This window comes from Virgibacillus byunsanensis (assembly GCF_042675965.1).
Taxonomy (GTDB): domain Bacteria; phylum Bacillota; class Bacilli; order Bacillales; family Amphibacillaceae; genus Virgibacillus_R; species Virgibacillus_R byunsanensis.
In genome coordinates, this window is record NZ_JBHTKJ010000026.1 from 78,193 (window position 1) to 102,412 (window position 24,220).

General features: G+C 35.5%; 21 protein-coding genes. 1 reads left to right on the forward strand and 20 read right to left on the reverse strand.

Annotated elements, in window-relative coordinates:
• Nucleotides 1-18: 18 nt before the first annotated feature.
• Nucleotides 19-1,155: an MGDG synthase family glycosyltransferase gene (locus tag ACFQ3N_RS10730; RefSeq protein ID WP_390362228.1), complete on the reverse strand. Its 1,137-nt coding sequence runs from the start codon at nt 1,153-1,155 to the stop codon at nt 19-21.
• A 101-nt stretch (nt 1,156-1,256) separates the two neighbouring features.
• On the opposite strand from ACFQ3N_RS10730, the gene ACFQ3N_RS10735 reads away from it, so the two are divergent.
• On the forward strand, nt 1,257-2,084 hold the full coding sequence (locus tag ACFQ3N_RS10735; RefSeq protein ID WP_390362231.1) for a metallophosphoesterase: 828 nt from the start codon (nt 1,257-1,259) through the stop codon (nt 2,082-2,084).
• 3 nt (nt 2,085-2,087) lie between these two features.
• Here the strand turns inward: ACFQ3N_RS10735 and ACFQ3N_RS10740 are convergent, their stop codons facing one another.
• From ACFQ3N_RS10740 to flaG, 19 genes are all read right to left on the reverse strand, one after another.
• Nucleotides 2,088-2,627 (reverse strand): YkoP family protein, encoded by a 540-nt coding sequence (locus ACFQ3N_RS10740; RefSeq protein ID WP_390362233.1) that lies wholly within the window; start codon nt 2,625-2,627, stop codon nt 2,088-2,090.
• Nucleotides 2,628-2,817: 190 nt separating this feature from the next.
• Nucleotides 2,818-3,894 carry a multicopper oxidase domain-containing protein gene (locus ACFQ3N_RS10745; protein WP_390362235.1) on the reverse strand — a complete coding sequence of 359 codons (1,077 nt, stop codon included), beginning with the start codon at nt 3,892-3,894 and terminating at the stop codon, nt 2,818-2,820.
• A gap of 1,144 nt (nt 3,895-5,038) precedes the next feature.
• Nucleotides 5,039-5,596 (reverse strand): hypothetical protein, encoded by a 558-nt coding sequence (locus tag ACFQ3N_RS10750; protein ID WP_390362236.1) that lies wholly within the window; start codon nt 5,594-5,596, stop codon nt 5,039-5,041.
• Nucleotides 5,597-5,649: 53 nt separating this feature from the next.
• A complete protein-coding gene (locus ACFQ3N_RS10755) occupies nt 5,650-7,131 on the reverse strand; it encodes a cbb3-type cytochrome c oxidase subunit I (RefSeq protein ID WP_390362238.1) in 1,482 nt (493 codons plus the stop codon).
• A gap of 20 nt (nt 7,132-7,151) precedes the next feature.
• Nucleotides 7,152-7,676 carry a cytochrome C oxidase subunit II gene (locus tag ACFQ3N_RS10760; RefSeq protein WP_390362240.1) on the reverse strand — a complete coding sequence of 175 codons (525 nt, stop codon included), beginning with the start codon at nt 7,674-7,676 and terminating at the stop codon, nt 7,152-7,154.
• A 504-nt stretch (nt 7,677-8,180) separates the two neighbouring features.
• On the reverse strand, nt 8,181-9,374 hold the full coding sequence (locus tag ACFQ3N_RS10765) for a PDZ domain-containing protein (RefSeq protein ID WP_390362241.1): 1,194 nt from the start codon (nt 9,372-9,374) through the stop codon (nt 8,181-8,183).
• 434 nt (nt 9,375-9,808) lie between these two features.
• Nucleotides 9,809-11,278, reverse strand: a complete 1,470-nt coding sequence (locus tag ACFQ3N_RS10770) for a S41 family peptidase (RefSeq protein WP_390362243.1) — start codon at nt 11,276-11,278, stop codon at nt 9,809-9,811.
• A gap of 376 nt (nt 11,279-11,654) precedes the next feature.
• On the reverse strand, nt 11,655-12,974 hold the full coding sequence (locus tag ACFQ3N_RS10775) for a murein hydrolase activator EnvC family protein (protein ID WP_390362245.1): 1,320 nt from the start codon (nt 12,972-12,974) through the stop codon (nt 11,655-11,657).
• Between the two features lie 60 nt (nt 12,975-13,034).
• A complete protein-coding gene (gene ftsX / locus ACFQ3N_RS10780; RefSeq protein WP_390362247.1) occupies nt 13,035-13,928 on the reverse strand; it encodes a permease-like cell division protein FtsX in 894 nt (297 codons plus the stop codon).
• A complete protein-coding gene (gene ftsE, locus ACFQ3N_RS10785; RefSeq protein ID WP_390362249.1) occupies nt 13,918-14,604 on the reverse strand; it encodes a cell division ATP-binding protein FtsE in 687 nt (228 codons plus the stop codon). Before ftsE ends, ftsX begins: the two co-directional genes overlap by 11 nt.
• A gap of 746 nt (nt 14,605-15,350) precedes the next feature.
• On the reverse strand, nt 15,351-15,713 hold the full coding sequence (gene cccB, locus ACFQ3N_RS10790; protein WP_390362251.1) for a cytochrome c551: 363 nt from the start codon (nt 15,711-15,713) through the stop codon (nt 15,351-15,353).
• Nucleotides 15,714-15,882: 169 nt separating this feature from the next.
• Nucleotides 15,883-16,984, reverse strand: a protein-coding gene (prfB, locus tag ACFQ3N_RS10795; protein ID WP_390362309.1) for a peptide chain release factor 2 whose coding sequence is annotated in 2 segments (ribosomal slippage) — nt 15,883-16,911 and nt 16,913-16,984 — 1,101 coding nt in all. Because the reading frame shifts where the segments join, the coding sequence is not laid out codon by codon here.
• A 67-nt stretch (nt 16,985-17,051) separates the two neighbouring features.
• Entirely contained in the window at nt 17,052-19,565 is a 2,514-nt protein-coding gene (gene secA, locus ACFQ3N_RS10800; RefSeq protein WP_390362253.1) for a preprotein translocase subunit SecA, read from the reverse strand.
• Nucleotides 19,566-19,909: 344 nt separating this feature from the next.
• Complete coding sequence (locus ACFQ3N_RS10805; protein WP_390362255.1) at nt 19,910-20,074, reverse strand: hypothetical protein; 165 nt, start codon at nt 20,072-20,074, stop codon at nt 19,910-19,912.
• A 706-nt stretch (nt 20,075-20,780) separates the two neighbouring features.
• Nucleotides 20,781-21,332: a ribosome hibernation-promoting factor, HPF/YfiA family gene (hpf, locus tag ACFQ3N_RS10810; RefSeq protein WP_390362257.1), complete on the reverse strand. Its 552-nt coding sequence runs from the start codon at nt 21,330-21,332 to the stop codon at nt 20,781-20,783.
• A 188-nt stretch (nt 21,333-21,520) separates the two neighbouring features.
• Nucleotides 21,521-21,874: a flagellar protein FliT gene (locus ACFQ3N_RS10815; RefSeq protein WP_390362259.1), complete on the reverse strand. Its 354-nt coding sequence runs from the start codon at nt 21,872-21,874 to the stop codon at nt 21,521-21,523.
• Nucleotides 21,874-22,278, reverse strand: a complete 405-nt coding sequence (fliS, locus tag ACFQ3N_RS10820; protein WP_390362261.1) for a flagellar export chaperone FliS — start codon at nt 22,276-22,278, stop codon at nt 21,874-21,876. Before fliS ends, ACFQ3N_RS10815 begins: the two co-directional genes overlap by 1 nt.
• 47 nt (nt 22,279-22,325) lie before the next feature.
• Nucleotides 22,326-23,825: a flagellar hook-associated protein 2 gene (locus ACFQ3N_RS10825; protein ID WP_390362263.1), complete on the reverse strand. Its 1,500-nt coding sequence runs from the start codon at nt 23,823-23,825 to the stop codon at nt 22,326-22,328.
• A gap of 15 nt (nt 23,826-23,840) precedes the next feature.
• The gene (flaG, locus tag ACFQ3N_RS10830) at nt 23,841-24,194 is read right to left on the reverse strand and encodes a flagellar protein FlaG (RefSeq protein ID WP_390362265.1); all 354 of its coding nucleotides are present in this window, start codon (nt 24,192-24,194) and stop codon (nt 23,841-23,843) included.
• Nucleotides 24,195-24,220: the final 26 nt, after the last annotated feature.

Sequence of the window (24,220 nt, forward strand, 5' to 3'; positions counted from 1 at the left end):
ACATTAGCAGAATAATTGCTAATGTTTTATTTTTTTATTTATGATTTCTTCTAGTATGGTCGTTATTGATTTACTTTCTAGGCTTTGATTATAGACTTGTATTTTTTGATTCAAATAATTTTGCTTTGCGCTATCCTGAAAATAACGTAACACTTGCTGTTCTACATCGCTATCTTTGTCTAATGGCATGATGACGCCTAATTGTTCCAATTGCTCCACATTTATTCTTTCTTGTCCAGGAAGAGGATTATAAACAAAAGTGGGCTTACCTTTCTTTAAACATTCACTTATGGTGACCCCTCCTGGCTTTGTTATAACTGCATCTACCTTATCGTACAATCTATTCATTTTCATACGTGAAGTGATATATGGCAGTGGTGTGACAAGTGAATTCTCCTCATTACACAACCGGTGATACAATGCCTCATTTGTACCACAAAGTACATAATAGTGAACCTGACCGTCTGTATTTGTTACTAACTTCTCTAAAGTTCCAACCCCTAAATTCCCTCCTGTAACTAAAACGGAAATTGGCTGTTCCTTAGTACTATAGCTCTTGTTACTAATCTCGTTTCCATTAAAGGCAGGATGAACAGGGATTCCTGTAACATAAATACGATTTTCAAGTACTCCTTGTTCCAGCAAATGATCTTTCACATGTAAGGATGGTGCAAAATGATAATCAATTCCTTCTAGTCCCCACACACGATTTACAAAAAAATCAGTATAAACATTCACAACAATATTATTTAATTTTCCTTGTTGTTTCAAAACACCAGCGATATTTGAGGGCAGACAATGTGTACAAAATAGAATGGTTGGGTTCTTCTCATTCATCAGTCGTTTGAAGAAATACATAAATAATGTTTCATAGAGGTGATTGCGATTCCGCCGAGAAACCTTTTTATATGCTGACTGATAATAAAGCCAATTATAAACGTCTGGTAAAAGTTTGATCCATGTTAGATATGTGGACGATACAAGCTTTTCGATTCTTCCATAGCTATATGATAATATATCAACTTTGTCACAGTACAGTTCATCTTTACAGTTTTGCAACTCATACATTAATGCATCTGCGACATGATGATGTCCTGATGGAATCTGCATAAATGGTAAAAACAAGGCCTCTTCCTTAACTTGAATCTCTTTCATACGTCCATCTCCATCTGTTTCCTTTTGGATTTATCCTTCAATTACCAATGAAATGACAACAAATACATGTTATACTCTCTATTCGGAGAGGAGAGACTAACATGATTTATACAATTTTATCTATTGTTATAATTGGTTTTCTTATCTATAAAGCTTATAAAAACACACAAGATATAAAGATAAATAATATAAAGATAGCGTCAAAATCAGTAACTAGTTCAACAGAATCATTATCCATTCTGCATCTTTCAGACTTGCATTTAGAAAATATTTCACTAAAGCCCGAACAATTGGCTAAAAAACTAGAAAACAAATCTGTGGATTTAATCGCCCTAACCGGAGATTTTCTGGATCGCAAACGTAGTATCCCCAAATTGATTCCATATTTGAAAGTATTAAACGACATTCAGCCAAAGTATGGAATATATGCAGTTTTAGGGAATCATGATTATGTGTTAAAGGAAAATGATTTAAACACCTTAAAAAATGTTTTGACACAATACAATTGCACCGTATTACAAAACTCGAGTGAAACAATAACAGCAAACGGACAAACCATAAACATTATTGGTATAGATGATTACAGTACAAACCGAAGTGATGTTTCCATGTCATTCCAGCAAGTAAAACAGGGAACGAATATTATCTTAACCCATGACCCAACTGTTGTACTTGATATGGCAGAATATAAATTTGATTATTTAATGGCAGGCCATTTTCACGGAGGTCAAATATGTTATCCAAAAGCATATCATCTCGCAAAAATGGGTAAGCTCGCACAAAAAAACATTATAAAAGGCTTGCATATGCATAACAGCGCCCCTTTTTATATAAGTGAAGGACTAGGACAAACCGGCGTAAATATCCGTGTAGGAAGTAGACCTGAAATTACCTTTCACGACCTTTCTATCCAAACAAAAGCTAGTTAAACATTAAAGCGTGTACCTTTTTACTAAATTACTTTTGGACATGAATAAATACACTGGTGTGCTATCATCTATTGTATTTGCCAAAAGATTAATTGGTATGAAGGTACTTTTTTTAAAAAACCGATAATACCTATTTTTAATAGGAAACACTTCAAACCCCAGTCGACTAGCACCTCTATAAAGAGTAGTAATACCAATTATGCCTTTAATATTCTTATTTCCATAATTGCTTTCCACATAATTAGCGAGCCGCGGCAAAGAACGTTTAACCATATGGTAAATGAATACCGCCTTTTTGACCTCACTGGTAGTGGATTGTAGTTCATTAATCATTCGAACATTATGCAAATGAATTTTTATTAATAAATCCCCTTTTTTTATTAATGTACCATCACTTAGTACTACTGATACGCCTCTGTATGTCGTAAGTCTTACGCGAAATAACGTATTGCGCTGTTCTGTATCTGGTACGTAGTGTAAACGAGTAAGATTATAATATACAGGGTCAATAGCATTCCATACACCTAACAAGTAACTTTTCATTCTATCCCTTTCTTTCTAACTTTATTTCCTTTTTAGTTTGGTTAAAAGAGACTCAAATTATAGAAGGTATATTTTAGAAAATTTTCCTCTGTTAAGAATCGCAAATGCCTAAATAAGACAAGATAAAAAGGCTTCTCCTGTTTAGATTCAGAAGAAGCCTTGTTTTTTTATTTTAATATTTACTTTTAAATTAATGTCCGCTAACTTCTGAACCATCATCTTTACCATCCGCTGTTACTTTAACATATCCAACTGCTCCTTTTGTTGCGTGGTTGAATTGGTGTGTTACGAATGGATAGACACCTTCTTCTTTAACTGTGAATTCAACAACCGCTCCACCACTCGCTGGTAACATAACCGTTTGCATTCCCTCAAAATGGTTTGCAGGGTTACCATCGATATATACATCGTCAAAGATAGTTCCAACAACATGGAAGCTACTTACTTCATTTGGTCCAACATTGTTCACATAGATCCGTACTTTGTCACCGACTTTTGCAAGTAACGGTTCATTTTTTACTGCTGTTACTGTTCCGTTTGTATTAGCTTGATCCTCATGTAATGCTTTTGTAGAAAATACTACTTGAGATGGTACATTGTTTGTCATATCATCCAAGTCGTTATATTTATACCATTCATTTTGAATCACAACATATTCTTTATCCACTTCATCATCTGTTGGATAACCTTCATCAGGCTGTACGATAATGACACCGTGCATTCCATTAGCAATGTGAGCTAGCACTGGATCAGTTCCGCAATGGTACATGAATACCCCTGGCTTAGTTGCTTGGTAAGAAAATGTACCTTCTTCATTTGGTGCTACATCCGCAAATCCTTTATTAGGAGCTGTGTGGACTGCATGAAAGTCCATGCTATGTGGAACCGCTGGGTCTATATTATCTAACGTAAAGTGAATGGTGTCTCCTTCGTTTACAACAACTAAAGGACCAGGTGCTTCTCCGTTAAATGTCCAAGCTTTATAGTCGTAACCTTCTTCAATTTCGATGTCAGTAATCTGTGCGGTCATCTTGACGTAGACATCGGTTCCGTCGCGCTCCATTTCTAACGGTACTGGATCTTGATTGATTCCCTGATGAGGCTTAAATACTTCATTCGTTCTTTCTTCAGCATTTACATTTTTAATTGCATTTTCTATTTCCGGTGACACTTCATGTTCAGCTTCCTTAGTTTCTTCAGCACAAGCAGATAACAATAATACCGCGGCACTCAAACCAACAATACTGTAGCTTAATTTTTTTAACATGTTATTCACCTCATAGTTTTAGTATTAGATAAGTTCAATTTATCATTGACCACCCAATCACTATCTTACTTTTGATTTATGTTTTTCCACTTGACTGAATGGATTATCTTATCTAGTTACAGTATAGTTTGTTCACCTCTTCACACCTGTGATTTACATCACTCAAACTTTGTGCATTTGTGAACAATATATGTCAATAGTAAATATAGTGAAAACCTTATTAACTCTATGCTTATGAGGTAAACATGTTTTTCATTATGTGCAAAAATAAACATCTTTATTTACCATTAATTTACATTTGGGGTATACAAAAAAACAGCTCTACTATTTAATTAACGGGTTCACTTCAGAGGTGCAAACATTAAAAACACATCATAAAACACACGGATTTTCACAAGGGTAATCTCGTGTGTTTTCTTATTGCTATAACAAGGTTTGAAAGAGTTTTTAATGTCTATTCACAGAATGATTCACAACTTAATTCGCAAGATGGGTACTAACTTTAATTTTCTGGGGATATAAAACTCCTTTTAGAAATTAAGAGATTTAATCTATGAAGCCCCACTAGAGCTACTAGCTATATACTCCACGATATTCCCTAATTTTATAGGAATGATATTACGCTTGCCAACTTTGATTGCTCAAGAAGAGCAGTCGCTTCTTGTGTAAACAAGGTAGATAATAGACGAACGAACTTTAAGCGGACCCCAGTGCCCTTATTTGTGTCAAAAACAATGATTTTTAAGGTTAAGCGGACTCAGGGGATCTTATTACATGAAAAATAGTCTATAACTCCTGGAACTGTTACAAATAAGGTCCACTCAGTCCGACAACAGCGATAATTATGCATAATGAAAGGAAATAAGGTTCAATAAGTCCGCAAAAAAGATAGGCTGTCTTATGTTCAAGCAGTATAATTTCTATTTAAGTAAAGGGTGCTTTAGTTTAACAACAGATATTTAGAAATAAAAATGGCTTGGATATTTTTCCAAGCCATTTTTTACTGTGGATTTTACTGTGAATTTAATAGTGAAAGTTATGTGATTATACGTGAGATTTAACTTTGATTCACTGTTTTGCACCTCACAAGTGGACCCGTTACTATTTAATAGATACTGTTTTATGAAATATTACCTTATCCAATTTAAGTTGACTCTGAATGGTCTGTAAAAACCATTTGAATTATATAAAGGGCCATTGCTGCAGTTAAAACTAAAAATCCCCATCCTAAAACTCTCTGTTGAATCTCCAAATAATTATTACAAATTTGAATAGGAGTATCTATATATAACCACGCCATGAATCCAAACATCGATAAGTAATTTAAATAAATAAAACTCTTTCCTAATGATTGTAGTTTTCCCCAGCTATCACGTAATGATATTCCTACTAATAAAGGAAGGCTAACAAACTTAAACAACTCAACAACCGTTATTGTCAAAGCTTCATCTAAAGACCGCGGAAGCATCCAATATATTGTTATAAATACCACTAGCATTATTCCAGGTACGCCGTCTTTATTCCACTTATTAAATAAACTTTTATATTTGGTGATCATTACCTTCCCTATCAACCACCCTGATAGTATCAGAAGAGGGAGTTGTACTAGCATGTGTAAGATCATCATCGATTCTAAAAAAGAAACTACTGGAGGGATAATTAAGATCAAATACAAGACTGTTCCGCTAATTGCCTGCTTCATTATTATCCCCCCAAGTTGTTAGTTAGTTTAAAAGTAATAAATTGACTTAGCAGCTAAGCTGTTTTTCTATCAACTTGTTCCGTGTCCATTTTATTTCTAAGTCCTATATAGCGTATAAAGTGAATTATAAATATGGTTGCGGCTAATACAGAAACTATTCCAGCTACTGCACCAAAATTGGCAGGTGCCATCCATTCTGGTATGTGTGTTGCCCATCTTCTTGGTGTACTTAATGCACCAGATACTAAAAAGGAGCCACTGAGTGCAACAATAGACACAGTGAAACCAACAAATGCTATCTTATCCAGCGCATTTGTTTTAATATTGCTATCCTCTTTTGCAAGGAAATACATAAATCCGAAAATCATTGCACAAGCTCCAAGAGCCATATACATATGGAAATGTCCAGGCACCCATTTAGTATTATGCATAACATGGTTTACAACGATCGTAGCGTCAACTATTGCAGGCACTACACCTACTACCCATCCAAACATGGAAAGAAAAATGAGCCCTGAAGCCATATCCCACTTAATGCCAGATTTATATACAATCATTAAGGCTCCGTATGCTGTAATAACTAAAACAGGTAATCCATTAGCGTAAGATAGTACTTGCCCCATAATTAACATCCATTTTGGCATGACAGAATCCATCAACAAATGGTGTGTATAAATAAGTAATGTAAATCCGGTTGACATTGTCCAAGCAATCAAAAATGGCTTGTTTGCTTTCCATGGACGTTTTGTATAGCGTGACAAAATTTCATACACCGCAATAACTGCCATATAAATAATTGAGTTAGCAAAAATATGTCCAAATGCATATGTTAAGTTTTTAGCTAGTAAAGGATCAAACGTAAACGCAGGATTAATGACGTTTATAATGTTCATGATTAAAACTATTGCACCTGCAGTAATAGCTGTCACATTAACAATCGTAACCATTGTACTAGCAACAACTGTCGATGAAGGAGCATCCTCTTCAGGCTTTTTACCTGAAATGACATCCCATCCTAAACCTTTAGCTAAACTACCATATTTTTTTATAATAGCGCGACCTGAGTCAATAAAGAATAGGAGAAACCCAGTTCCTAATATCAACATACCGAACAAGTATAATAATGCACCAATTGTTCCCCATGCATTTGCTGATAATGCTGGTAGCGGATATAGAAAAGTCCATGAGCTAGCATATTCAAAGGAAAATACCCCGATTATAACCATTCCTACTCCGATTAAAAATAGAACCAGATTTAAAACGAGTATCTTTTTGGATAATTCCACATATTTACTTAAGAAATACCACATTACTGCTGCTCCAGCTAACGCCGCTCCACCTATCATTCCTGTCCCGTGAATGGTTAGAAACTGATAAAAAGCTGCAGGTGGCACATTTAATACCCCACCTTGGGTAAACAACATTAAAATCCCAAAGATCATCATAATTGCAATAATAATCCCGCTAATTGTTAGATATGTGATTACATGCTTATTACGTGAGCGTTCTTCTTTATTGCTTAACGTTATATCCATCTTTAGACACCCCCAATTTATTATTCAATGACCTCTATTTTTGATATCATCACATGATGCGCTAATCCACAATACTCCAAACAAAGAATCTCATAAGTACCAGGCTCATCAAAAGTTATGTACACCTTATTTGTGTACTCAGGCATAGCCTGTGTTTGTGCTACCATGTTCATATCTTCGTCATAAAGACCAAACCCATGATTAACATCTGCACTAGTTACATGAAACTCGATTGGCTCTCCAACCTTAAATTCTGTTTTACTAATGTTCCAACCAAATTGAAGTGCTTCTACATCGACAATGGTTGGGTCATTACTTTCCCCGTAAATTGGTTGATCATAAGGTAATTCCCGTAACGTATAAATCGTAATAATTAAAAAGAAGACAACTAATGTTACACCATAAAAGGTGCGGGCCTTATACCACTTCTTTTTGATTGGTGCATATTCACGTCTCTCTGTTGACTTCCAGGCAACAAAACCAAATACCGCTACTACGATAAGCATAAAAAACAAACTTACAATCCATGCTGCTGTTTGTACCATTTCAAATCCCCCCTCTTCGTTCTTGACCAACATATTATTTCTTCAATAATTTCTTAGAAAACTTGGCTTATCGCCAAGCCTTAGTTGTACTTACGTAGATAAGAAAGTTTTATACTTTCTTATCTACTAAAAATAACTCTTATGCGTTAACAAATTTATCATACGTAATTAATCATGTAATAATAGTGACTCAGCTCACTATTTGCGACTATTTCTGTTCACAATTTTTTATTTTAATTTACATGGTTTTTACCATGATAATAGGGTTAACTTGACATTACTGCTAAACATTAGAAAACTTGGCATTCGTTAAAGGGATTCTTGGTAAGCGTACTTTGCTTTCTTAGAAGCCCTTATTTGGAGTGCAAGCCTTTATGGCGAATGACCTAGTTACACTTATGCAAATAAGAAGGTTTTATTCTTTCTTATTTGCCAAAAAAACAGGTGAAAAGGATTTCTCCTTCTCACCTGTAACGCTTATCGTATAGATTCTTTATCCCAATTCTATATTGCTTTCTGCTTCACTTTATTTTTGTGTGGTTCTTTCACAAATATAAGTCCTAATTCATGGTGATCCCCCTGATAAAAAGCACTTTGCACAAATCTTACTTCATCGGTATCACTTAATAGTTCCAGTTTGAAAACTGCACTGCTATCCTGCAGTGCCTGATAAAATGTATTTACATCATTTGTTCTTATTCCATTTACCTTCTTAATTGTTTCCCCAACTAATATACCGAGTCGATCAGCTGGAGTTCCAGGTATAACTGCAAGCACCTTTAAACCATTGTCTTTTCTATTAAAATAAAAAGTCTTTTCTTTATCCGTAATACGATGTCTAAAGTTGATATATTCTCTTCCTACTATTGCAACAAGAACAGCAACAAGCGATAACCAGGGTAAGAACACACTTCCAACTGCAATCATAACTATAATTACCCCAAGCAGGAAAATCGCTCTTGCTAACTTTGAACTAGAGAGACTAGGCAATTCACCTTTAATTATATGGTTAAAACCAACTATAAATGGTACTACTAACAAGCTATATGTCTCACTTCCCAACGAAAAATAAGGCCAAAAAGGAGCAAAAGACGTAATCATACCACTAGGTACTAAAGTAAAAAAAGGTATAATACTTAATTTTTTTAACTGTTGTCTTCCAATCCAATCTCCACGACTACCTACTTCCAAACTGGGCAAAAAGTCATTTCGCTTAACCGTCTTAATTAAAATAGCTTCTACCATTAAAAATAGTCCTATTAATATTGATAATCCAACAAAATTAGTATGAGAAAACATGTCTGATTCCATAAACGATTGCTGGCTTAACAAAAAAGGCATAAAAATAAGTAAGATATATGTAATACCTATCGTATGACTCGAAGAAAGCATCGTGAATCTAAATGTCAAACTTAGTACAATCATCACAACACTCAGCAATAAAATAGTTTCATAGGAAAATATAATTCCAGTTCCGACTACGGCAAGAGAAATAATGATTCCTGCAATTATTGATACAGCCAACGTATTTTTCCATTCTGTAAATATATCAAACACTTTGGTTCCAAAATTTATTCTTTCTTGTTTAACCCGCTGATATCCTGATATTACTACTAGCAGGATTATCCAATATAATAAAGGATTTAAAAATACCTTTCCTATCCCTTTAGCTGTTTCAATAGCCCATGCTTCTACCACTTTGATCACCTTCCAGCGTAGCTGATTCCTTTTATCATATATTCGATAGTTATCGAATTAATTCCTGCAAAATACCTTATAAATTTTAGTTACTTTAGAAAACTTGGCTGATCGTTAAAGGGATTCTTAGTAAGCGTACTTTGCTTTCTTAGAATCCCTTATGCTCTGGAGTGCAAGCCTTAGTTACACTTATGCAGATAAGAAGGTTTTATACTTGCTTATCTGCGAACAAAAACGCTAGCGCCTTGAAAGACACGACAAGCATAAGCAGTTCGCGTAGTGTAAATGCCTTTACCACACGGAGTAGAACTTATGACTCGAGTATTTAGACACTAGATTTGGACGTGACTGATTTTGTAGAAAATATACGTAAATTTCAAGTTATATGTTTTCCTTACTTTTGAAAAATCCGCGAGTTCTACTCGCGGATCATTTTATTTATATAATGTGTCCAATGCTTCTTCTAACTGTTTATCATCTTCACCACTACGAATTTTCTCCACCATCTTGGTTTCAATCATACCCGCCGTATCTTGATCAACATCACCAGTTGCATTCACATTGTTATCGTTTTGGAAAGCTTTTACGGCTTCTTCTGTTTCTCTACTGAAATATCCATCTAAGCGTCCTGGGTCATACCCTAATCCGTCTAACATAATTTGGATGTTTTCTATTTTTTCATCTGATTGATCGTAGGAAAATTCATCATCAACTTGAACAGGATTAGCATAGAAGTAGGCTGGTTGTTCCATTTCTATTGTTGGCTTAACTCCTTCTTCATGAATCCAATTACCATTAGGTGAAAGCCATTTATAAAATGTAAGTTTAATATTACTACCATCACCTAGTGGGAGTGCTTGTTGAACAGTTCCTTTTCCATAACTGTTTGTTCCCACAACATTATACCCTACTTCTTTCATGGCAACTGCTAGAATCTCTGAAGCAGAAGCACTTCCTTCATCAATTACAACACTGATTGGATAATCTTTTTTAGATTCCAAATCAGAATAATATGGTGACTTTTCTCCTTCCTGATCTTCAATTTGAACAATGGGGGTGTCACTTGGAATAAAACTTTCTAGAATGTCTTGAACTGAATTAAGTAAACCACCAGGATTGCCTCTAACATCAATCACAAGCCCTTCGATTCCATCTTCTTCCAAAGCAGTTAACTGTTCTTCAAATTCATCAGCGGTCCTTTCAGAAAAAGAAGTAATCTCAAGAATTCCTGTCTTTTTACCATCAATAGATTGTACATCATTATAAACCGTTTCAAGAGGAATATTATCACGAACAATTGTGACATCAAATGTATCCGATACTCCAGATCGTTGAATCTCAATTATAACTTCTGAACCTTGCTCACCACGAATTTTGTCTACAGCTTCATATAGATCCAAACCTTCAACACTTTCATTGTCCACACTTATGATTTGATCATTTGGTCTTAAACCTGCTTCTTCTGCTGGTGAGTCCTTAATAGGAGCAATGATCGTTACTTTACCATTCACCATACTTACTTCAGCACCAATCCCCTCAAAGGACGATTCGATTGTTTCATTGAATTGCTCCATTGTCTCAACATCCATATATGCACTATACGGATCTTCCAATGTGTTAAGCATTCCTTCTATGGCACCTTCAATTAATTGCTTATTTTCTACATCCTCTAAATAATTATCTTTAATAACATTGTATGCCTGAACAACTTTGTCCATGTTTTCTGGAACATTGGCTTCTTGTATTTCTTCATCATCTAAACCTTTATCTTCTTCACTTAATGATATAGGTTCCTGATTTACTTGTTCCGGCTGGGCTATCTTAACACCTGCGTATGCTCCGATAAAACCTAAAACTACCGCAGCAAGAAGAATAAGTACTATATGTGTCTTTCTCAAATTCATGTCCTCACCCCTTTTTCAATTACGCTTTAATAACAAACACACCTTATATGAATACACTATTCTTTCTTATCTACATAAGTGCAACTAAGGCTTGCACTTATGTAGATAAGGGATTCTAAGAAAGCAAAGTACGCTTACTAAGATTCCCTTTAATGATAAGCCAAGTTTTCTAATAATTATGTAGTATTAGACTACCTAATTTATGATAAGACTTTTGATAATAGTATACTTTAATTCATGGATTTTATATAGTATTCAAACTCGTTCCATATTTTTATATCGAAGTTAATATACGTTTTTAAAATACTAAAAAGGCATCACACCGAAATGTGCGATGCCTTTTATCTATATAATATACTAAACTTATGCAAATAAATTAATTGAGGTATTGCATTGGGTTTACTCCACCACGATAGCTCCATATACCATGGTGAACTTCAAAATGTAGATGGTCACCGAATGATTGACCAGTATTACCCATTCCTCCAAGCTTTTGTCCTACATTCACTTCCTGTCTATTACTTACTGATCTAGTTGACAAGTGAGCGTATACTGTTGTCATATCATGTTGTGGATGATATATATATACTACATGTCCATAACTACCTGAATATTCTGACCTTGTTACAATACCCGATGCAGCAGCACTTATTGTTGTCCCTTTGCTTGCAGCAATATCTATTCCATAATGATCGCCATATGGTTGCCTTCTTGGTCCATATCCGGAAGAAAATCTCCCTTGAGCTGGCCATTTAAAAATACCGTTTCCACCCGCACTAAGTCCTGAGCTTTTGTCTTTAGCAGCAAATTGCTGTAGTTTACCTTTGGCAGATTTTTTAGCTTCCCTAACAGCAGCTTCCTGATTCTTTAAAACTCTCTGTTGTTCTTCCAAACTCATGTTTAGCTCTTCTAAATGCTGATGTTCTTCTTCAAGCTTTGCTTGTAACTTTTCTTTTTCTGCCATTTGGCTATCCAACTGGCCTTTTAATGAAACAAGCTCATTCTTTTGTCCCTCAAGTGCAGTCTTTTTATCTTCTACTTCTACTTTCTTTGCTTCCATATCTGTTTTCTTTTTTTCTAATTCAGCTTTTTTAGTTTCAACTTGCTTTTTTTCAGCTAAATGCGTTTCCATAATGTTTTTATCTTGATCCATGATTGTATTAACTGCTGAGGATCTGCTTATGAAATCGCCAAAGCTTTGTGATCCTAAGATCACTTCCATATACTTCATGTCTCCGCCATTTTTCTGTATAGCACGTAGACGATCCTTTAATAGTGCTTCTCGTCTTTCTATGCGTTCAATTAATGCTTCAATCTCTGCCTTTAATTCCTCAAGTTGATTTTTCAATTCATCTATTTGACTTTTTAATTCTTCAATCTCGTTATTCGTTTGCGTTATCTCGTTTTCTTTTGTGGTGATAGCTGATTGTGTTTTAGATAGCTTCTGATCGATTGATGCAATTTCATTTTTTACAGTATCTTGTTTATTTAAATTTTCATCAATCTTATTTTCTGTATTTTTCTTTTTGCTATTTACATTTCCTTGTTTTTCTTTTAATTCATCCTGTTTATTTTCAAATTCTTTAATTTCTTTTTGTATACTGTCCCTTGACTGTGCTGATACCTGCTTCCAATCTACTAGACTAGTACCCATGATCAACGTAATCACAAGTATGTAAAGTACGGTTCTTTTCATCTCGTTTTCCCCTTCCCTCTGTATAACCGTTAGCATTTTATCTCTAACAAAATTTTATATTTAAACTTTTAAAAACTTCCTTACACTCATGACACTTCCCCAGACACCGATGAATGTACCGATCCCTAGAATTAATAATGAAAGTTGCCATGCAAATGGATTAAACGGTAATAGTTCAACAAATGTAAAGTTGATTCTATCGCCAATATTATTCACTAGGTAATAATATCCCGTTAATATAACTGCAATTGGAATGATTGATCCAAGAACTCCTAAAAGCATTCCTTCAATAAAAAATGGCCATCTGATAAATCCGTTTGTAGCGCCCACCAGTTTCATAATTCCAATCTCTTTACTTCTAGCCATAATAGTAAGTTTAATAGTGTTTGAAATGAGGAATATTGCCGTAAAAACTAGTCCAACAATTATTGCTAGTCCAATATTACGAGCGTACTCGTTAAATTTAAACAGATTCTGAACGACATCTTTGCCATAATTTACCTCGTCTACACTTTCATATGATTCAATCTCTGCAGCAATGGCCATTGTATCTAAAGGATCTGTTGTTCTTACAATATAAGCATGGTTTAATGGATTATCCTGCTCGAACATTTCCCATGTTCGTCCTTCTTCACCCATGCTTTCAATAAGATTCTGTAATTCGTCGTCCTTTGAGGAAAAAACCACGGTATCCACTTCATTAATATTTTCAATTTGTTCACCAAGGGCAGTTATTTGATCTTCATCTGCAGTAACATCAATTATTGCTTTAATTTCAACGTCTTCCTCGATTTTATTTGCCATTTCATTAAGGTTCAGCATTAATGCAAGAAAAGCACCTACAAGGATTAATGTTGTGGTTACTGCACCAATAGATGCAACAGTCATCCAACCGTTACGAAATATATTTTTAAGCCCTTCTCGAAAATGTCTTGTTATAGTTCTAAACTTCATAGCCGTATTCTCCTCGGTGCTCATCTCGCACGATCATTCCGTCTTCAACAGCAATTACACGTTTTTTAATCGTGTTAACGATATCTTTACTGTGTGTAGCCATAATAATCGTTGTACCTTTTGCATTAATTTCTTCAAAGACACGCATAATACCCCATGATGTGTCCGGATCTAAATTTCCTGTAGGTTCGTCTGCTATCACCATTTTGGGATGGTTTACAATCGCACGTGCTATTGAAACACGCTGCTGCTCTCCCCCAGATAATTCGTCTGGAATAAAACGCGCCTTATTTTTTAAACCAACAAGATCAAGCACATCCATTACCCGTTTACGTATATTACGTGGAGATTCTTCTATCACTTCTAATGCATAAGCTATATTTTCATAGACTGATAGTTTTGGTAATAGTTTAAAGTCCTGAAAAATAACACCGATATCTCTTCTGAGAAAAGGTACTTTTCGTTCTTTGAGCTCACTCATATCTATATCATTTATAATGATTGATCCAGAGGTTGCACCCACCTCTCTATACATCAATTTTACAAACGTTGATTTCCCAGCTCCACTAGGTCCAACAATATATACAAATTCACCCTGTTTTATATCAATGTTTATCCCATTTAGAGCTGTTACTCCGTTGGGATATGTTTTATATACATCCTTCATTAAAATCATATATGTAATCACCTTTATCTTTTTGTTATTGTTCACATGTTGCTAAGTCTCAATATATAATTTATATTATAACATTTTTCGCCAACTTTTTTAGACAAAATTATATTACATTTATATTTCAAACCATTAAATTTTTAGTTTTTTTGTAATATTTTGGTTTTTTTTGATGAAAACCATAAAAAAAGATCACGCTAGCTTCCTTGAAGCGAACTGATCTATAATGTTCGAATTATTTTAATTTAACCAATGATTACTCCTATCGAAATCATTAATTAGAATGCAAAAAGCAAAAGCGTAAGAGCCCGTTTAGCGACGTATGGGCTGCGCCCGCGCATCGCGGGTGGGTCGACGTTGTCGCGCAAAGCGGTGATGTTAGTCGATCTTCCAAATCCGTATGAGATTCACTCCAGAGTATAAGATTCACTCTGACTTTCGCCATTATTGGCGAAAAGTCAAGTTCATCTAAAAGGAAACATGCCCCTTCATAGGGGTATGCCGACGTTGGGCCGGGAGCCCGGTTTTAGTCGGCCTTCCTTTGCTAAGCGATTCAATGTTGACTTATCAAGGAGGAAAAGGAAGGCCTACTAGTACGTCCTGTACATCGGAGCTGGACGTGGCTTAAGCAGTTAATAAATTATCCACAGGCTCCTAATTTTATAATTTCCAATAATTTCCTAAGCTATAAAAAAGCTTGGCCATTGGAAAATTCCAATGGCCAAGCTTTGTTTAGTTAAGTATGAAATTAGTTATTTCTTTTCTGCTAACCAGTTTGCTAATAATTCTACGTCATCACCAGTTGCCATTCCACCTGGCATACTGCCTTGACCATTTTCGATAATGTCAGCAATTTCATCTGCAGAATAAGTAGAGCCAACTTGTGTTAAGTCTGGAGCTGATCCACTTGATAGGTCTGCACCATGGCAAGATGCACAATTGCTTTCAAAAGCCGCTTCAGCAGCTGCTGAATCTACTGTGCCACCATCAGCATTTTCCTCAGTTCCATTATCTCCGTTGTCTGCAGGTTCTTCTGCAGCATCATCATCCCCGCCGCCACAAGCGCCGAGCACTAGCGCCGTACCGATAAGAGCTGTTAATAACCATTTTTTCATGTTAAATCCCCCTAACAAAATGTAGTGTAAAGGCTATCATTAACATTATAACCTATTTATTAACTTTTAAAACCCTTTTAGTAGACTCTTATTCAAGCGAAACCAATGAGAAATGTAATCGGATCAAGGCTTTTGACAATTTGTGTCAATTTCATGAATTCGATTCCAACTAGTTGATTTGTGACCGTAAATAGGCATCAATAAACTGGCCTAAATCTCCATCCATAACTCCCTGAGTATTACCGGATTCGATATTAGTTCGGTGGTCTTTAACCATGGAATATGGATGGAATACATAGGAGCGTATTTGGCTTCCCCAGCCAATCTCCTTCTGTTCTCCACGAATTTCATTCACCTCTTGCTGCTGGCGTTCGATCTCTAATTGATACAACTTTGCCTTTAGCATTTTCATTGCTGTTTCCCTATTTTTAATTTGAGATCGCTCAGATTGACAGGTAACCACCACATTTGTTGGTAAATGAGTAATCCGAACTGCCGAATCTGTAGTATTTACATGCTGACCGCCTGCTCCACTAGCGCGATACGTATCTATATTTAAATCTTCTGTCTTAATATCAATATCCACATCATCTGTCAATTCAGGGAGAACATCACAAGAAGCAAATGATGTATGTCTCCTACCAGATGAATCAAATGGTGAAATCCGTACTAGCCTATGGACACCTTTCTCTGCTTTTAGATAACCATAAGCATTATGGCCTTTTATATGCAACGTCACACTTTTTACACCAGCCTCATCACCTGGTAAATAATCCAATGTTTCCACTGTAAATCCTTTACTTTCAGCAAAGCGCTGATACATTCTCAATAACATACTTGCCCAATCTTGTGACTCAGTACCCCCAGCACCTGGATGCAACTCTAATATGGCATTATTAGCATCATACGGTTCACTCAACAGCATTTGTAATTCAAATTCATTTATCTTTTTTCTAAGATTTACTATTTCTGTTTCTAATTCATCGAACAGTTCCTTATCATTTTCTTCCCTTACTAATTCATAAGACACTTCTAAGTTCTCTAACTGCTCTTCTAAGTCCTCAAATGTTTCTACATATTCCTTTAAACTATTTGTTTCATTGATTACTTTTTGTGCTGTATCCTGGTTATCCCAGAAATCAGGGTAGGTCATTTGTCCTTCTAATTCACCAATTCGTTCTTTCTTTGTATCTAAGTCAAAGAGACCCCCTAAAGTCTTCAATACGTGTTTTCATCTTATCTAATTCATGTTTAATTTCTACTAATTCCATATAACTCACCTCTGTGTATTTTTTTCTAACCTCATGAAAACACTCCCCTAAAGTGGGAGTGTTTTCACTATTTACCATGACAATTTTTATATTTTTTGCCACTTCCACATGGACATGGTTCATTTCTTCCAACATCATCTTTTTTCACATATGGTTTACGCGATTTTTTCTTTTCTTCCTGACCACCTGATACTGCTTGGGTATTCTTTACAACTTCCTGGCGTTGCAAATTATCCCGTATTTGAGCTTTCATAACATATCTTGAAACCTCTTCTTCAATATTTGCCACCATTTCTTCAAACATGGCAAACCCTTCCATCTGATACTCTCTTAATGGGTCATTTTGTCCGTATGCACGTAAATGAATACCTTGGCGTAATTGATCCATTTGATCGATATGATCCATCCATTTCGTATCTACTGTACGTAATAAAATCACTTTTTCAAACTCTCTCATTTGCTCTTCTGAGAGTTCTTCTTGTTTTTCATCATATCGTGCACGTACTTTTTCCATGATAGTATCTGTTATTTCATCTGGCTCTTTACCTTTCAGATCATTTACTGAGATATCTTCTTGATCCAATAGGTTTCCATAAACATATTCCGTAATTGCTTCTAAATTCCAGTTTTCGTCTAAGTCATCTTGAGTGTGTGTACCTACAATTCTCTCAAGTGTAGAAACAATCATATTCTCGATGATTTCACGTAAATTTTCGTCGGAATCAATAACTTCAAAGCGCTGTTTATATATAATTTCACGTTGTTCACGAAGTACATCGTCATAGGACAATACTGTTTTACGAGCATCAAAGTTATTACCTTCTACTCGTTTCTGTGCTGATTCTACAGCTCGGGATACCATTTTGCTTTCAATCGGCTGTGTATCATCCATTCCTAAGCGTTCCATCATATTACGCAGATTATCAGACCCAAACCTACGCATGAGCTCATCTTCCATAGACAAGTAGAACAACGACATACCAGGGTCTCCTTGACGACCAGAACGTCCACGTAACTGGTTATCAATTCGTCGGGATTCATGACGTTCTGTACCAATAACTGCTAGACCACCTAATTCTTTTACACCTTCACCTAATTTAATATCCGTACCACGCCCCGCCATATTCGTTGCGATCGTAACGGCTTTCTTTTGACCAGCATTTTCAATGATTTCCGCTTCACGATAATGATTTTTCGCGTTTAGTACGTTATGTTTAACACCGGCTTTGGTTAGTAGTTTTGAAATTAACTCAGATGTTTCAACCGCAACAGTACCTACAAGAACCGGCTGACCAGCTTCATAAGCGTCTTTAATACTCTCAACTACAGCACGGAATTTTCCGTCCATCGTTTTATAAATCATATCTGCTCTGTCATCACGTATAATTGGTTGATTGGTTGGAATTGCAATAACATCCATATTATAAATGTTACGGAATTCCTCTTCTTCTGTTTTTGCAGTACCAGTCATTCCAGAAAGTTTATTGTACATCCGGAAAAAATTCTGGAATGTAATGGATGCTAACGTCATACTTTCATTTTGTATCTGTAAACCTTCTTTTGCTTCAATTGCCTGATGAAGACCATTACTATATCGGCGACCTTTCATCAAACGACCAGTAAATTGGTCTACGATGACGACTTCACTTTCTTCTATAACGTAATCTGTATCACGATGCATCGATGCGTGCGCTTTTAATGCTTGATTAATATGATGTGTTAATGTCACATGGTTTAAATCGAATAAGTTTTCAATCTGAAAATACCGTTCTGCTTTATTAATACCTTCCTCTGTTAACTGAACACCTTTCGTCTTCTCATCATATGTGAAATCAGTATCTTTCTTTAGTCTACTAACAAATCCATCAGCTTGTTGGTACATAGAGGCTGATTTTTTAGCGGATCCAGAAATAATCAAGGGCGTTCTAGCCTCATCAATTAAAATAGAGTCTACCTCATCAATGATAGCAAAATTTAATGGACGCTGAGCCATTTGCTCTTTGTATAGAACCATATTGTCACGAAGGTAATCAAAACCATATTCATTATTCGTACCATAAGTGATATCACAATAATAAGCTGCTCTTTTTTCTTCTTTAGTTAGTCCGTTAACATTTAAGCCTACAGTTAAACCAAGAAATTCAAATAATCGACCCATCTCCTTCGCATCACGATCAGCCAAATATTCGTTTACGGTAATGATATGAACGCCTTCTCCACCTAATGCATTTAAATATGAAGGCATAGCTGAAGCTAGTGTTTTACCTTCACCTGTTTTCATTTCAGCAATGTTACCTTCGTGTAATGCAACAGCACCTACAAGCTGAACAGGAAATGGACGCATACCTAACACTCTCTTTGATGCTTCACGAACAACCGCATATGCTTCGACTAACATATCATCTAAAGTTTCACCATTTACATATCGCTCTTTGAATTCATCTGTTTTTTGCTTTAATTCTGAATCAGACAATTTTTCATAATCAGGTTCAACCGCTTCTATCTGCTCTACTTGTTTTTGTAATCGATTTAACTGCTTTTGATTTCCATCTCCAAAAATTTTCGTCAATAATCCAGCCATATAAACGCTCCTCAATAATATAAATAAAACTTCTTTTAGTAGTTTAATTATTAGAAAACTGGCATTCGTCAAGCTTTTATGGCGAATGACCTAGTAACACTTATGCAGATAAGGAAGTTTTATGCTCTCTTACCTACAAAATAAAATATAAACATCTATAGTTATTTTAGTCTATCTTAAATAATAACATTTTATAAAGCTGTATGACAACTACTTGGACACTCGAGACCTGTCTTGAAAGTACATAAAAAAGAGTAGTTCGAGGGTAAACTACTCTTTTATTAAAACCATACATGTGGGAGTTATGTGGAATATTGGGAGAAACTCATTACGTGGAAATCTTGTTACGGAAACGAAAAGTTATGTTCCTTGTTATGTTCTTGGGCATATAGTTCAGAAAGCCTTCGATTTGTCACAGCAATTATTTCTACTAACTGGGTGATGGTTTCTTCATGTTGTTGAACTTTTAAAACTAGATCATTAAATGTTAGACACTCATTGTCATCCATAACTTACCCCCTTCTTAGTCTCTTCGATATAGTTATATCATGTAATTAGATTGGAATGCTAATTGCCATTTTTCAATTTTAGAGTTGTATTCGACAAATTTTTTAGTGTATTTCGGTATTTTGTCAGTGAATAAAATTGAATCCTATTAAAATGCGACATTTTAACCGTCTATTTTTTAATTTTAGTATTTCGTATGACAATTTTCGACAACGATCGATCCAGCTGTTTGTACAAAAGCAAAAGCGTCTTGAAAGACACGACAAGCATAAACAGGTCGCGTAGTGTGGATGGGAGTTGAACTGCTTAATGTCCCCGAGTGTCTAGGCGCTTGTCGATGAAAACGCCACGTCCTTGAAAAAGAAAACAGCTATTTCTTCGTATGATGCTTTTTAAGAGAACCTTCCCTTATCCTGTAGCGTTATCGGTACTAGTACGTCCCGAAAAAGAAGTTCGCTTAACTTCGTACGATGTTAAGCTGTATGAAGTACTCTTTGTTCTGTATGTCGAACTGAATGTGGCTTACACAGTCAATAAATTATCCACCCGATCCTAATTTTATAATTTCCTAGACTATTAGAAGACTTGGCTTATCGCCAAGCCTTAATGGTTAAATCCTAGGATGTACTTTGGTAGATAAGAAAGCATATGCTTTCTTATCTACTTAAAAGACGACCCCTGTAGGAGTCGCCTTTTTCGTACTTATTATTAAGCATTTGGCTCGATTAGTCCATATTTGCCGTCGTTTCGGCGATAGACAACATTTGTTTCACCTGAAATATCGCTAGTGAATACATAAAATGCATGACCTAGCATATCCATTTGCAATACAGCTTCCTCAGAATCCATAGGCTTTAAATCGAATCTTTTTGTTTTAACTATTTCTATTTCATCCGCTTCCGCTTCAGCATTATTAGCTTCTTTTTCAAGTTCAGCAAAAATATGTTTTGGAGAACCTTCTTGTCTGAATTTACGATTTACTTTTGTTTTATATTTTCGAATTTGCCTCTCAAGTTTATCTACTACAAGATCAATAGCAGCATATAAATCTACGTGTTGTACCTCTCCTCGCAATAACAAGTTTGTCATTGGAATCGTAACCTCAATTCGCTGCTCATCATTATAGACACTTAAGTTCACATGTACATCGGAGGTTGGTGGTGTATCAAAGTATCTTTCTAGTTTACTAATCTTCTTTTCTACGTAATCCCTTATGGCTCCAGTCACCTCAAGGTTTTCCCCACGAATATTGTATTTCATAAAAAGTGTCCTCCTTTCATCTTATATATATTATACTATGTTTCCCTCCATAATTCCTGCTTAAACTATTGATTATTTGTGGCAGAATTCGCAGGATTTGTTACCGCTTTCATTGAAACCCTTCACACGTACGGTTCTGCAAAAAAATAAAAACACCCCCTGAAATTCAGAAAGTGTTTATTATTATTTCACTTTTTATTATCTAGGAACATTCCATCCATTGCCTGTACACTTTTATACGGATTTATATACGACTGATTTGATTTCTTTTGTTTCTTCATTTGTTTCATTTCTTGTTTTAGTGAATCAAAAAGATCATTCATCTGTTCTTCTATTTTTTCATTTAACACAACAACTTCTTTACCAATTATTTTTTCATCTGCTGTAAGCGGGGGAGTTACCTGGTTCAAATAGTCTCCTCGCTGTTCAATTAACTGATTCACAGTTGTAATAATTTCTTCACGGTTTTTAGACGAGATCGTTTGATTTAAGATTTTATCTAGCTGCACTGTTATATTATAAAGACGACTCAGACGATTCATCAGACTCTGGCACCTTGTGCAGAATATTGATTTTGCCTTGTTTTTAAAATAACCTGTTTCCATGTATCACGAAATTCAGTAGTAAGTTGTAAAACTTCCTCCAGTGCAGCGACTTCATTATTAATATTTCCCTCTCGAAGTCTATGCGTCATATACTCATATAATGGAAGAATTTGCTTGGATATTTCAGCTTTTTGGTCTAATGTTACCATCAGTTCCTGAATGATATTTTGGGCCTTCTGAATATTTGTATTTTTCGCTTCATAATACTGCTGATCCATATCTTTAATAGCTTGCTTAATGAATTTGATACACCCGTTATATAACATAAGCGTTAATTCACCTTTAGAAGCAGTATTCACAGAATTATTTTGATATGTTTGATAGTGTTTGCTCGCTGACATACGGCATTCTACACTCCTTTATTAATACCTTTCTATAGAGGCAATGACTACATCATTCCGCCTCCGCCACTAAATTGTGCTAATTGTGCTGATTGCTGGTTCATTCGTTGTATTGCCTTCTCCATTTGTGTGAATTGGCTCCAGTAACGGTTTTCTTTTTGCACCAATCGATCTTCAAATGCTGCAATTCTGGTGGTTACATCTTTCATACGTTTTCCTAGTGTATAATTTTCAAGGGTATCTGTTCCTTTTCCAGCACGCTCTTCTATTTTACTCATGGTAGATTCAACAGCATCCTCTAATCGGTTAACAAGCCCACGACTATCACCTTCTGCATTATTGGAAAACAGTTTTTGCACATCACCTGGATTATCGCGTAGTGCATTTTTTAAATCAGTTTCATTAACTTCTAGCTTTCCGCCATCCATATAATTACTTGAAGTTTTAATCCCTATTTGAGTTAGAGAAGTTATATCTCCACCCGTTTCAACGGTCGAATACCAGCTTTGTCGCATGGAAAATAATCCGCTGGAAATCGATGACTCTCCACGTAGTAAACCACTTTTTGCTTTTTCTTCCCAAAGTTCAATTTGCTTTTCAGACATATCTTCTTTTTGTTCATCAGTTAATGGCTTATAATCACGAAACTTCTCTTCCTGTTGAGTACCATTTAACGTTTCTACTACTTCGTTGTACTTATCAACGAAATCCATGATCTTTTCAAAACTAGATTCCACATTATTTGTAACCGTTAAACTAGCACTTCCTTCACTTTTGAATTGAAAATTGACACCGTTTAACTGGTAGGAGTTGGTTTTTGATTCCATTACAGTAGCTAATCCGTTATAAGTGAATTGTGCGTTTTCACCACCATCTTCTTGAGTTGGGTCCAGGTTTAATACGTCAGTAAAAAATGCGTTGTCAGTTCCGTTAAAGTCTATTTCACTACCGTTTTCATTGTAATTACCTGTTCTAATCGTTTCCATAATAACTTTCTGTGAAGGTTCATCAAAAAAGGCACGAACATTATTATCTGCGTCGGTAATCCGCTTTAGCACATCATTTAATGAATCACCATCTTTAACTTCAAAAGTATGTTCCTTCATTCCTTCTGTTTCTTCATCATACGTAGAAAATTTATATGTTCCATTATTCACATCCGTTGTGAACTGTTGAGTATTCATAGATTCATTGGGGTCAATCTCTTGGCCAATAGCTGACTGACTTATATTTATCGCAGAGGTGGCCATTTGTGTTACTTCTATATTATACAACCCATTATCTGCACTTGAAGAAGCAGTAGCCGTTACAGCACTCTCATTCGATGAACTTACCGACTTAGAATTATACGTACTACTCATCTTCATATTCAACATCATATCGTCTAATTCTAGTAACTTCTTATTTATATCTCGAAAGCTGTCACGTTGCCATGTAAGCTTAGTTTGATCTTGTTCCATCTTCTGTAATGGCATTCTTTCAGCTTCCATCAATTTGCCAACAAGTGAATCAATATCCATCCCTGAAGCTAAACCACCGATACGCATTATAGATCAACTCCTTTATACTTTTTCATCCACTAAAAATCCCATGAATTCTGCCATTGCCGCATACATGTCAAGCATTTTCTCAGGTGGAATCTCTTTGACAACTTCGTCTGTACTAGTGTTAACTACCTTTACATAGTACTTATCCAATTTATCATGTAATTCAAATTTTAAATTTGTTCGTTCTGGTTCCATAAATTCATTTAGTTTAGAGACTACTGTTTCCACTTCTTCTGTGGTAATCCTTTTTTCATCTTTTGGTTTTTGTTCATGCTCTTCTATAGAATTACTTTCAGTAGGTGCTTTACTCTTTATGTTTTCTCTATGTTGCAAGGGTTGTGATCTACTTCCAATTTGTTCAAATCTCATTGCCCTAGCATCTCCTCTTACATGTC